Annotated in this window: 13 protein-coding genes and 1 tRNA gene; 6 read left to right on the top strand and 8 right to left on the bottom strand. The window is 39.2% G+C overall.

Features of this window, described 5'->3' with window-relative positions:
• Nucleotides 1-852: restriction endonuclease subunit S (locus tag ACY10D_RS10475; RefSeq protein ID WP_487000681.1), on the top strand; the 852-nt coding region annotated here is incomplete at its 5' end.
• Nucleotides 853-892: 40 nt separating this feature from the next.
• Here the strand turns inward: ACY10D_RS10475 and ACY10D_RS10470 are convergent.
• Together ACY10D_RS10470 and ACY10D_RS10465 are read right to left on the bottom strand one after the other, a co-directional pair.
• Entirely contained in the window at nucleotides 893-2119 is a 1227-nt protein-coding gene (locus ACY10D_RS10470; protein WP_487000680.1) for an MFS transporter, read from the bottom strand.
• An 80-nt stretch (nucleotides 2120-2199) separates the two neighbouring features.
• On the bottom strand, nucleotides 2200-2778 hold the full coding sequence (locus ACY10D_RS10465; protein WP_487000679.1) for a thymidine kinase: 579 nt from the start codon (nucleotides 2776-2778) through the stop codon (nucleotides 2200-2202).
• A gap of 151 nt (nucleotides 2779-2929) precedes the next feature.
• Between ACY10D_RS10465 and ACY10D_RS10460 the strand changes: the two genes are divergently transcribed.
• A complete protein-coding gene (locus tag ACY10D_RS10460; RefSeq protein WP_487000678.1) occupies nucleotides 2930-3526 on the top strand; it encodes a transglycosylase SLT domain-containing protein in 597 nt (198 codons plus the stop codon).
• Between the two features lie 27 nt (nucleotides 3527-3553).
• Here ACY10D_RS10460 and ACY10D_RS10455 read toward each other — a convergent pair whose 3' ends face one another.
• From ACY10D_RS10455 to ACY10D_RS10435, 5 genes are all read right to left on the bottom strand, one after another.
• On the bottom strand, nucleotides 3554-3889 hold the full coding sequence (locus tag ACY10D_RS10455; protein WP_487000677.1) for a hypothetical protein: 336 nt from the start codon (nucleotides 3887-3889) through the stop codon (nucleotides 3554-3556).
• Between the two features lie 186 nt (nucleotides 3890-4075).
• Nucleotides 4076-6313, bottom strand: coding sequence for a DNA topoisomerase IV subunit A (gene parC / locus ACY10D_RS10450; protein ID WP_487000676.1), 2238 nt, complete (start codon nucleotides 6311-6313; stop codon nucleotides 4076-4078).
• Between the two features lie 60 nt (nucleotides 6314-6373).
• Nucleotides 6374-7072, bottom strand: coding sequence for a DNA repair protein RecO (recO, locus tag ACY10D_RS10445; protein WP_487000675.1), 699 nt, complete (start codon nucleotides 7070-7072; stop codon nucleotides 6374-6376).
• Nucleotides 7072-7401, bottom strand: a complete 330-nt coding sequence (locus tag ACY10D_RS10440) for a hypothetical protein (RefSeq protein WP_487000674.1) — start codon at nucleotides 7399-7401, stop codon at nucleotides 7072-7074. The genes recO and ACY10D_RS10440 overlap by 1 nt, the downstream gene beginning before the upstream one ends.
• Nucleotides 7402-7408: 7 nt before the next feature.
• A complete protein-coding gene (locus tag ACY10D_RS10435; protein WP_487000673.1) occupies nucleotides 7409-8578 on the bottom strand; it encodes an IscS subfamily cysteine desulfurase in 1170 nt (389 codons plus the stop codon).
• A 372-nt stretch (nucleotides 8579-8950) separates the two neighbouring features.
• Between ACY10D_RS10435 and ACY10D_RS10430 the strand changes: the two genes are divergently transcribed.
• Genes ACY10D_RS10430 through ACY10D_RS10420 form a run of 3 tightly spaced genes read left to right on the top strand, consistent with a single transcriptional unit; the run spans nucleotide 8951 to nucleotide 10904 of the window.
• Nucleotides 8951-9331, top strand: coding sequence for an HvfA family oxazolone/thioamide-modified RiPP metallophore (locus tag ACY10D_RS10430; RefSeq protein ID WP_487000672.1), 381 nt, complete (start codon nucleotides 8951-8953; stop codon nucleotides 9329-9331).
• Between the two features lie 23 nt (nucleotides 9332-9354).
• Entirely contained in the window at nucleotides 9355-10185 is an 831-nt protein-coding gene (locus ACY10D_RS10425; protein ID WP_487000671.1) for an HvfB family MNIO-type RiPP peptide maturase, read from the top strand.
• Complete coding sequence (locus ACY10D_RS10420) at nucleotides 10182-10904, top strand: HvfC family RiPP maturation protein (RefSeq protein WP_487000670.1); 723 nt, start codon at nucleotides 10182-10184, stop codon at nucleotides 10902-10904. Before ACY10D_RS10425 ends, ACY10D_RS10420 begins: the two co-directional genes overlap by 4 nt.
• Before the next feature lie 4 nt (nucleotides 10905-10908).
• Here ACY10D_RS10420 and ACY10D_RS10415 read toward each other — a convergent pair whose 3' ends face one another.
• A complete protein-coding gene (locus ACY10D_RS10415; RefSeq protein ID WP_487000669.1) occupies nucleotides 10909-11340 on the bottom strand; it encodes a type IV pilin protein in 432 nt (143 codons plus the stop codon).
• Between the two features lie 135 nt (nucleotides 11341-11475).
• Here ACY10D_RS10415 and ACY10D_RS10410 point away from each other — a divergent pair.
• Nucleotides 11476-11551: transfer RNA gene (locus tag ACY10D_RS10410), tRNA-Ala, on the top strand.
• Nucleotide 11552: the final 1 nt, after the last annotated feature.

Raw genomic sequence — 11552 nt, 5'->3', positions numbered from 1 at the left:
ATTGCCAATAAACTGGATCAGTTATTTACCGAGATAAATAAAGCCAATCAACATTTACAGCAGATTCCACACATTTTAAAACGCTTTCGCCAGTCGGTATTGCAGGCAGCGACTTCGGGGGAGTTGACAAAAGATTGGAGAAAAAAGACCAATACTAACTACCACTGGGAAAGTATAAAGCTTTCTGATATGGGCAATCTATCTAGAGGAAAATCAAAGCATAGACCTCGAAATGATTCAAAGTTATTTGGAAATAAGTATCCATTTATTCAAACTGGCGAAATTGCAAACTCAGGCGGCGTGATTAATTCAGCAACAAAGTTTTATAGTGATTTTGGATTACAACAAAGTAAGTTGTTTTCTAAGGGGACTTTATGCATTACTATTGCAGCAAATATTGCCGATACTGCAATTTTGAATATAGACGCTTGCTTTCCTGATAGCGTTATCGGGTTTAATTTAAAGAACGAAAAATACAATATATTATTTGTTAAATATTTAATCGATATTAATAAATCGAAGCTAGAAATGTTTGCATCTTCTACCGCTCAAAAAAATATTAACTTAAAAGTATTAAATATGTTGAAGTTTAATCTACCATCAATCAAAGAACAAAACGAAATAGTCCAGCGTGTTAAATCACTTTTTGCAAAAGCGGATAGTATTGAACAACATTATATCAAGGCAAAAAAACAGTTAGATAATTTAAAACAATCCATTTTAGCAAAAGCATTTCGCGGTGAGTTGGTCGCGCAAGATCCGACAGATGAGCCTGCCTCTGAGTTATTAAAACGCATTAAAATTGAACGTGACCAGCAAAGTAAAATACTGCAAAAGAAGCAAAAAGCATAAGAAAAAAACGCTTATATGTAGCTCTTTTTAGATCTAGTGGTTAGCTATTTATATCCTTTATTTTTTGCAATTTCGCACCGCGCAATAGCGGATAGGTAATCATTAATGCTAAAACAACAATAAAATAAAACCAATAGTTACTTGGAAAATGCATTTGGCTATTGATGATCAAAAACATCGTATAGATCACCATGACCATTAAGCCGGATAAGCCATAGCTTAAACCTTGGGTTTTACCTTGTAGCGTTATATCCGTATGCCTTTGGGCAAGGGTAACTGAAATTGCCCAACATGAAAGGCATATGCCAATAACAAAGTAAAAGATTAGCGCCAGCCACACACTATGGACTATTGCCAGCATGAAGTATAAGCATACCGATATCAGTAAGGCGCCAACGATTGTTTTGACCTCGCTATAACGATCTGCAAACCATGGCAGGATAATACAACCAATAATAAATCCGATTGAGAAACCAGTTTCAATCAGCGCAAATTGCCATGAGCTTGCCTGTAAAATATTCTTAGCATAAGGTGCGATAAAAATCGGTACCGTCATAAACAAGCAGGTAAAGCCAATTTCAGCGACATAAAACCAAAAGACAAACCGCTTTTGCCGCAAAAAACGATAAACCATGCGCCAGTCTTCAATAAAGCCACTTGCTCTACGCTCAACATGGCGTTTAGGTCTAACACCAAAGCTTGCTATCAATGCAACTGCTGTAGCAAACAACAAGAAATATAGGATTTGATGCATATTAAAAAACACGACCAACAAGCCACCCAGTGACATACCAATAACCATGCCAATTTCAAATATGCCATCCATCGTGCTATTGGCATATAACAGATAACTATCATCACTAAAGATCTCACGCACCATAATCAGCATTGCCGGCATATAAAATGCTAATATCAAGCCCCAAAAGCTAGTAAAGAAGTATACCTCAGTTAATGTATCAAGGTAGCCAAACATTAAAAAGGCAGCAATCACAACAACACGTGCACCATTGGTCGCAATAATGATTTTTTGTCGCGGGAAACGATCGGCAACATAGCCTGTCACAGGAGATAAAACGGCACCTGAGACCCACCAGCTAAACATAAATATAATAATCGCATTAACACTATTATAAATAGCCAGCAAGTGCCAACTAAATGAGACATAAGCCATACCAACGGCAATAGCAGAAAAAAAGCTCATAATACATGCACAAGTAAATGAGCTATTTTTAAACAATGCTGCACGCGCCTTTAAATACGACTTCACACTACCCTCTTTATACAATTCTCCGCTCTAAAGAGCATTGTGGCAAAGATCGGATTTCACAGCAAGCAAAAGTACTGTAATCAGGCAATCTGCCCTTTTTTATAATGCCAACGACAGACCGAAATATAGCGCTCATTGCCGCCAATTTGCAGCTGTTCACCATCTTTAATAACATTCAGATCTTGATCCAGACGCAAGACATGTGTCGCCTTTTTACCACAGTGACAGATGGTTTTAATTTCAATCAGCTGATCTGCCCAAGTCAGTAAATACTTGCTACCCTCAAAAGGCTCTGCCTGAAAATCATTACGTAAACCATAGGCAAGTACTGGGATATCTAACTCATCAACAATATCGGTTAATTGTAAGACTTGCACTTTTGTTAAGAACTGTGCCTCATCAACCAAAATACAATGTAATTTCTTCGTTTTAAGCACTTCTTGTGTTTCTACACAGAGATCTGTTGTCTGATCATATAACAACGCATCAGCTTGGAGACCAATGCGCGATGAGATCTTACCCACACCAAAACGATCATCAAAGCTAGGTGCAAATAATAAGGTATTCATCCCGCGCTCACGATAATTATAATCAGATTGCAAAAGGGTTGTACTCTTGCCAGCATTCATGGTTGAGTAATAAAAATGAAGCTTTGCCATATTCGTAAATAGTTATTCTTTATCTATTAGTCGCATAACTTACTGTATTGCGCGCCCACTTGGAATAAAAAGTTGTTGAAAATAGTTCGCGTTCGCTCAAAAATCCGTTAGGCTGTGCCCCAATGTTACGAAAAACTCGCTATTTAATTTCATGAAGTTTAATTTCAAGTTTTTAGCTATTTTAGCTGTCTTACCACTTGCCGGTTGTATTACCGCACCACCAAATCATCCTAATAACGCTTGTTCAATAGCACAGCAATACCCTGATTGGTATTATGACTCTTTAGATTCCTATAAAAAATGGGGAGTACCCATCAGTGTGCAGTGGGCATTTATTCGTAAAGAATCAAGCTTCATTGCTGATGCGCAAACACCGATGCAGTATGTTCTCGGGTTTATCCCAACCGGACGTCAATCAACGGCTTATGGTTATGCTCAAGCGCTTGATGGCACATGGGAGGAGTATCAAAAAGAAACCGGAAACTCATGGGCAAGTCGCACGAACTTCGCTGATTCTGTTGACTTTATTGGTTGGTATGCCAGTCGCGCGCAACGCATTGCAGGGATTTCTAAAAACAATGCCTATCAACTATATCTAGCTTATAACCAAGGGGTTTATGGCTATATGAAAAAAAGCTATCGTAATAATCAATTTTTAATGAAATACGCACGTGAAACCCAAGATATGGCGTATCGCTATGCCTATCAATTAAGACGTTGCAATATTCCATCGCAAAGTTGGTGGTGACAACTTAGACTATTTTGATATAGGCTATCAAACAGAAGATTCATCTGCTATAAAATTCACTTTTCCTTGATTTCCTTGTAACCTCTGAAAATACGCTTCTTCTAAATTAATATCAAACTCACGAGAAAGCTGCAATGCATATACCAATAAATCAGGGATCACCTCATTTTTAACCTTATTCATATCACTGTACCTTGATGTATCGCTATGCTCCCTAGTTTCGCAATACTCAGCTATTTTCCCAAGCAACTTACTCAAATGCAAAGTGGTATGCCTAACCATCTCAAAACCAGATGTGATTTCTGTATTATTTGCATCAAATTGATTTTGATACTCCATTAATTCCTCTAATTTTAATTTCATAATATCTCCGATGTTTTGCTAACTATTACCTTAATTGGTTCTTTTTATTAACTATTAATACTACAAGCAGTAAAAATAATAACATTGAAATTGGTATTACAAGATATGCAAGCTCATATGAAGTATGATTTTTTATTGAATCAAAAAATATTTTCTTCGATATTTCCACCCAATATTATCTAAAGCCTATGTAATAGTAATATCATCCACATTCTGGAAACCACGTGGTAGAATTTTGCCACGTGAAGCACGTTTACCCTGATAATCATGTAGATCGCTAAAGCTTAAACGCATATGACGCTTACCTGAGTAGATTACTAGGCTTTGCCCATTAGTAATGGCGCTAACAAATTTAAGCTCCTCACCAGTTGCTAGCGGGCTTGGCATATTTAAAAGACGATTGCCTTTTCCTTTTGCCAAACTTGGTAGCTCACTTTTATCAACCGCGAGCAGGCGCCCTTGATTAGAAATAGCAACAATCAAACTATGTTCATAATCATGCGCATTAGCCGGAGGCACCATCTTGTCACTGCCTAATGTAATGACCTGCTTGCCTGAGCGGTTCTTACTAATCAGATCATCAACGTTTGCTAAAAAGGCATTACCGGCACTTGAGGCTAAAACAAACTGATCTTCTGAAGTCACAAAAGTTAGTGAGACAATATGCTCGTTTTGGTCAAGCTTCAAATGTCCTGTAATCGGTTCACCTTGGCCTCTTGCTGAAGGTAGATCGGCACTTAATAAGCTATAAGCCTTACCCAAACTTGAGAAGAACAAACAATGCTGATTACTCTTACCCATACTTGAGGCAAAATAACTATCACCGGTTTTGTAGCTTAACCCTTCAACATTGACATCGTGCCCCTTGGCAACACGCACCCAACCTTGCTTTGATAAGACAACGGTGACACTTTCAACCGGTTGTAAATCCGCTTCTTTTAACGCTTTGGCTTCAGGGCGTACCACAAGGGCCGATTTTCTTTGATCACCATGTTTTTGTTGTGCGGCTTTGAGCTCTTTTTTGATGAGGTTCTTTAATTTAGTTGGATTCTCTAAATACCCCATAATCTCATCACGCTCTTTTTCAAGCTCATGCTTTTCCTTTTTGATCGCCATTTCTTCAAGCTTGGCTAAATTGCGTAAACGCAGATTAAGCACGGCTTCAGCTTGTGTATCCGTGAGATCAAAACGCTTTTTCAATTCCTGTTTAGGATCATCCTCATAACGAATAATGGCAATGACTTCATCAATATTTAAAAACGCAATCAAAAAGCCATCTAAAATATGCAAACGCTCTAAGATTTTATCCAAACGAAACTCTAAACGCTTGGTCGTGACCTCCGTTCTAAATTGCAACCACTCTACAAGCACTTCCATTAATGACTTTACTTGCGGTTTACCATTTAGACCGATCATGTTTAAATTAACACGATAGCTTTTCTCAAGATCAGTTGTCGCAAATAAGTGACTCATCAGAAGATTGGTATCGACACGATTTGAACGTGGTACCAATACGATTCTTACTGGATCACTGTGATCAGACTCATCACGTATGTCACTAAGCCATGAGATCTTTTTACTGTTCATTTGGGCAGCAATCTGTTCAATGACCTTGGCACTTGAGACCTGATGTGGCACGCGAGTAATAACGATATTACCCTCTTCCGTATGAAATACCGCACGTAAACGAATACTGCCAGTACCTGTTTCATAAATCTTTTTACGTTCTTCAAAAGGAGTGATAACCTCAGCCCCTCCTGGATAATCAGGTCCAGGAATATGTGTCATTAAACCATCTAAATCGTGATCTTTACCTGTTAGAAGATATAAACAACCATTAACAACTTCAGTGAGGTTATGTGATGGAATATCCGTTGACATCCCCACAGCAATCCCCATGCTGCCATTTAATAGCACATTTGGCACTTGTGCTGGCAACATCTTTGGCTCTTGTAGTGTACCGTCGAAATTTGGCTGCCAATCAACTGTGCCAAGCTTTAACTCATTTAATAACACTTCAGCATATTTGGATAATCGCGACTCGGTATAACGCATTGCGGCAAACGATTTTGGATCATCAGGCGAGCCCCAGTTCCCTTGTCCATCAATCAAGGGATAGCGATAGGAGAAATCCTGTGCCATCAGCACCATCGCTTCATAACAGGCGCTATCACCATGCGGGTGATACTTACCCAAGACATCACCGACAGTACGTGCTGATTTCTTGTGCTTACTTAATGCCGATAAACCAATCTCGCTCATCGCATAAATGATCCGCCGTTGTACAGGCTTTAAACCATCACCAATATGCGGCAATGCGCGATCAAGAATCACATACATCGAGTAATTCAAATATGCCTGACGACTAAAGGCGCTAATCGTCTGCTTTTCATTATCTTCAAAAGAAAGGCTTAATTGATCCATACGTTAAAAAATTAAGACGTTAAACTCATCACATCATAGCAAATGATCACCTAAGCGTCATCAAGCATTTTGGTTTCGTAAATAACTTATTAGCAACTCACGCGTTTTAAGTGCTCTGCCTTGCAGACAGGCATTTAAATTAATCCGTATGAGTTTTTGCAGCACTTGCAGCGTGTCATTATCCCAACCGGACACAGGCTGTTGCAACTGTTTGATATATTTGCCACTAATACCACTTTCAGCGGTTGTTTGATAAAAGGCGGATAATGGCGCCATTGCATAATAATGCTCTTCAGTCATCATTTTATGCTGCTCATCATAATCCACCTGAAAACCATAACCTAAACTTTCTAATAACTGCAGCTCAAAATATCGTAATAATCTCGTAATATCATCACTAACCAATTCTTGTATTACTAATGAATAACAATCAAAGAGCGCTGCATCATGATGATCATGTGGTAAAAGCCAGTATAAAATTTCATTCAGATACATACGTGCCAATTGTGATAAATAACTTCCCATGCTAAAGCTTTTCTCACACTCGGCAAAGCGAATATTTGCTAAGCTTTCCGTCGCAGGCATGATCTTTATATCAACATTCAATAAGCTAAATGGCTGGTAAATGCCATGATTCTTTTTGTTCGTCCGCGCAATTGCATTCAACTTACCATGCTCTTTTAACCATAAGGTCAATAACAGTGATGATTCTTTATACTTACGACTATGTAACACAACCGCTTTTTCTAGCGTCGCCATCACAACAACTGCTCAATCAACTGCAAAATCACTAAGGCATCTTGACGTTTATGCGCTGGTAAATCAAACATCTGTTGCAGCTTAGCAATATCAGCAAAAGTAGCAAGTGCTGCCTTATCGTTATCTTGCAATTGCATTACCAGCCATTTTGTCATTGCCAATAAATACGGGCTGCCAATTGCTTTAAAGTAATAATTAGCCTGATCACTATAAATGAAAACTTGCTGCCCCAACTCCCCAGCATGCGCAATAGTTTGAACACATGAAGGATTATATTGGCAATCTTTCAATGTAATTGCTTGAAGCAGATCTAAAATTTTTTCACTCATCATGACACTATTGACCTTGCCACAATGGTGATAAGGCACGCAATTTAGTGACCACATCAACGATTGCCGTGATCGCAATGTCAATATCTGCACGCGTGGTATAGCGACCAAATGAAAAGCGTAAACTAGCATGCGCTTGTTGTTGTGTTAAACCAATAGCACTTAATACAAATGACGGCTCAACACTGGCTGAATTGCATGCCGAGCCCATCGATACTGCTAACTGATGAAGCATGGCCACTAATGACTCGCCATCAACACCTTGAAAGGTAATATTAACAATTCCAGCATAACTATTATCTAGTGGCGTATTAATGATTAACTCAGGTAATACATTTATCCCCTGTAAAAACTGATTACGCAATTCATGCACATGTTTATTTAATTCATTTTGCTTTGAAGACATTAAATCACAGGCGCTACCTAATCCCACAATTTGATGTGTTGCCAACGTACCTGAGCGAAATCCTTGTTCATGACCACCACCATGAATTGATGGCGTGAGTTTCACCTTAGGCTTTCTTCTAACGTATAACGCGCCAATGCCTTTTGGTCCATAGATCTTATGTGCTGAGATTGACAACAGATCAATATGCATTGCTTTTACATCAATGTTGATTTTACCAACGCCTTGCGCGGCATCAACATGAAATAAAACCTTACGCTCGCGACATAAAGCACCAATTTCTGCCAAAGGATACATCGTGCCTAATTCGTTATTAACTGCCATGATTGAAACTAAAACTGTCTCTTTTGTTAATGCGTTTTTGATTTGCGCTAATGAGATTTGACCTTTAGCATCGGGTTTAAGATATGTAACTGTATATCCTTTTGCTTCAAGATAAACACACGTATCAATCACCGCTTTATGCTCAATCATTGAGGTAATAATATGCTTACCACGAGATCCATAGGCATCTGCAACACCTTTGATCGCCAAATTATCCGACTCTGTCGCACCTGAGGTAAAAACAATCTCACGTGCTTCCGCATTAATAAGACTGGCAACTTGTAATCGCGCATTATCGACGGCTTCTTTTGCCTGCCAACCATAATCATGCGTATTTGATGCCGGATTACCAAAGGCATGATCAAAGCTTAGATATTTCAACATCTGTGCCACCACCTCATCAGCAACCGGTGTTGTTGAGGCATAATCAAGATATATTTGTTTCATAACCAGAATATATTTATAAACATTAACATTATTACTGACGTATAGTTTATACCCATCACAAACCATTTTACAGAATTTCTTGCTTTGCACTTCCCGCACTATTACCAAGTTGAATTTTTGCAATAGTCCTAGCTATTACCTGCAATCCAGCTTGTTAAAACCCTCGCGAATTGCTTTGCAACTAAACACCGCAAAAAGATTTACAATGGGTATATACCGATCACAGAACAATGCCAAAAAGAAAAACTTTATTTGCAATCCACCTCGTGCATTTTTAATTATTTTCGATATGCTAATGTTTAACACAAACTTGGATGCTGTTGCAAAGCACACTAAGAAGGATTTTAAACCCACAACAAGGAGAAAAACTCTATGAAAGCTACAAAATCAATGATCATCGCTTCGGCTTTAGCATTTGGCATGTCAACACACGCCTTTGCTGATAGTAATTTTCAAAGCAATGATATGAATAAAGGGTATGGCAATGGTCAAAAAGAACAAAGCGGCCAAATGGCAAATGCAAATAATAAATCTAGTGACATGAAATGTGGTGCTGGAAGCTGTGGCGCTAAAGCTTCGGAAAAATCAAGCGACATGAAGTGCGGTGCTGGTAACTGTGGTAGTGATCATGCCACGGATAAATCACAAGATGGCAAATGTGGCGCAGGTTCATGTGGTGCTTCATCTGATAAAAGCAGTGATATGAAATGTGGTGCTGGCAGCTGCGGCAGTGACGATGACAGCAGCAACTAATAAACAATAACAAGGATAAGTACATGCTAGATCACCAAGCCATAGGACTTGGACTGCGTCAGGAGTTTTTTGACGCGCTATTGCAGAACCCTCAAGGGGTTGATTTCATTGAGATTGCTCCTGAGAACTGGATTGGCATAGGTGGTCGTCGCGCGCACTTACTTGAAAAATATCGTGAACAATTCCCCATCGTACTGCATGGACTAAGCTTATCGATTGGTGGAATATCACCTTTAAATATTGACTTTATTAAACGCATTAAAGCCTTTATGCGTGAGCATCAGATTACGATATACAGTGAACATTTAAGCTATTGCTCAGATCAGCAAGGCTACTTATATGACTTGCTGCCCTTACCTTTTAGTGATGAGATGGTTAAGCACGTTGCTACACGTATCCAGCAAGTCCAAGATATTCTAGAATGTCCATTGATTTTAGAAAACGCTTCCTACTATGCAGCCCCTGGGCAAACCCTCAGTGAAATTGACTTTATTCAAGCCGTCGTTTCTGAATCCGGTTGCAGGCTACTGCTAGATGTGAATAATGTCTATGTTAACAGTGTTAATCATGGTTATGACCCACAGAAATTTATTAAGCAAATACCTCGTGACAACATACACTATATTCACGTTGCAGGTCATTATCAGAAATCCCCACAACTAATTATTGACACTCATGGTGAGGATGTGATCGATCCGGTATGGCAGCTTCTTTGTTACTGCTACCAAACACATGGCTTCTTTCCAACCTTGCTTGAACGGGATTTTAACCTACCACCTTTGGCAAGCTTAAAGCTCGAGCTTCAAACCATTGCCCAAATTCAGCAACAGGTTTATTCAAGGGAATCCGTATGAGTTATAAGATAATGACTGATTTTACCTGTAATTTACGCCAGCAAAGTACAGCGAAAGACATTCCTAATATCAATCATGAACAAATGGAAATTTATCAAAATCTTATTTACAACAACATCAATAACACTTTAAAGCGTGCCTTTCCTGTAAGTGTTAGCATTTTATCAAAAGAACAATGGCGTACATTAACCTTAGGCTTTTTAGCCCATTACAACAGTAAAAGCCCTTATTTTTATGACCTACCTAAGCAGTTTATCGAGTATATCAACACCCTAGAGGAATTACCTTGGCCTTTTTTGCATGAGCTTATGCATTACGAATGGGTTGAACTAGATGTTGAGCTATCCATGGAAAGTAAAAGCAACTCAGACGCTACTGCTCACTACATGACGAATAACAGCACCCGCGTACTTGTCTATCGCTATCCGGTGCATCAAATATCTAGAAGAGACTTCACGCCTCAAAAACCACCACTTAATCCAACTTTTCTTGTGGTTTATCGCAATACCAACTTTAAAGTATTGTTTATGGAAGTTAATCTGTTAAGTGCCCATTTGTTAGAACTATTGATGACAGAACCCCAAAGTATTGATCAAGCAATCACGACTGCCGCTCGCAATTTATCGCTACCTGTAAGTGAGGACTTGTTGCAAAATGGTAGAGCACTCTGCCAGTCGTATATTGACAAGAATATACTTATTCCAACACACCTGTCATAAACCATTACTCCCAGCAGGCAACAGGTGTGCGTGTGATTGCACCTCCACTGGCAACTAGCGTTAAATTAGGACAATCACCACTATCTGCGGTTTGCGACCCCGTTGGCGTTGCAATAATGGTATAACCACTGCTTGTAACACTGGTTAAACTCATATCATAATAACCTCTTGTTGAGGTCGTTCCTGACCATACATTAGTAAGCGTTGCTGTGTAAGTGCCTGAGCTTAATGCCCATGCTTCTTCATTCATTGCAATTAGATTAATTGAGCTTACGGCATCGGCTCGATGCGCTCTGAGTACATAATTGCTATACATCGGAATGGCGATTGCTGCTAACACGGCAATCACCGCAATGACGATTAATAATTCGATCAATGAGAAACCTTGTGCTTTTGCTTTGGCATTTCTATTTGTTTTTTTAAGAGACATTTTCATACTCGCTATCCATGTTGATGCTCCTAGTATAGAAGACTTTCACACAGCAGCCGACAAAAAACTCAAATTTTAAGAATATTTAAATCTAGCGCTTGACAGCCTTTTAAAACCTCCCTAGAATGCAGCTTCAGTTTCGGGGCTATAGCTCAGCTGGGAGAGCGCTTGCATGGCATGCAAGAGGTCAGCGGTTCGATCCCGCTTAGCTCCACCAA

The sequence above is a fragment of the Cysteiniphilum sp. genome, assembly GCF_057495195.1.
The sequence above is the reverse complement of the archived record's forward strand: the minus strand, read 5'-3'. Positions and strand labels throughout refer to the sequence as shown.

Bases quoted from the DNA above. Each gene is read 5' to 3' on its own strand.
- ACY10D_RS10465 (WP_487000679.1), bottom strand. From the start codon at position 2,778: ATGGCAAAGCTTCATTTTTATTACTCAACCATGAATGCTGGCAAGAGT.
- recO (WP_487000675.1), bottom strand. From the start codon at position 7,072: ATGGCGACGCTAGAAAAAGCGGTTGTGTTACATAGTCGTAAGTATAAA.
- ACY10D_RS10415 (WP_487000669.1), bottom strand. From the start codon at position 11,340: ATGAAAATGTCTCTTAAAAAAACAAATAGAAATGCCAAAGCAAAAGCA.
- ACY10D_RS10455 (WP_487000677.1), bottom strand. From the start codon at position 3,889: ATGAAATTAAAATTAGAGGAATTAATGGAGTATCAAAATCAATTTGAT.
- ACY10D_RS10425 (WP_487000671.1), top strand. From the start codon at position 9,355: ATGCTAGATCACCAAGCCATAGGACTTGGACTGCGTCAGGAGTTTTTT.
- ACY10D_RS10460 (WP_487000678.1), top strand. From the start codon at position 2,930: ATGAAGTTTAATTTCAAGTTTTTAGCTATTTTAGCTGTCTTACCACTT.
- ACY10D_RS10435 (WP_487000673.1), bottom strand. From the start codon at position 8,578: ATGAAACAAATATATCTTGATTATGCCTCAACAACACCGGTTGCTGAT.
- ACY10D_RS10440 (WP_487000674.1), bottom strand. From the start codon at position 7,401: ATGAGTGAAAAAATTTTAGATCTGCTTCAAGCAATTACATTGAAAGAT.
- parC (WP_487000676.1), bottom strand. From the start codon at position 6,313: ATGGATCAATTAAGCCTTTCTTTTGAAGATAATGAAAAGCAGACGATT.
- ACY10D_RS10420 (WP_487000670.1), top strand. From the start codon at position 10,182: ATGAGTTATAAGATAATGACTGATTTTACCTGTAATTTACGCCAGCAA.
- ACY10D_RS10430 (WP_487000672.1), top strand. From the start codon at position 8,951: ATGAAAGCTACAAAATCAATGATCATCGCTTCGGCTTTAGCATTTGGC.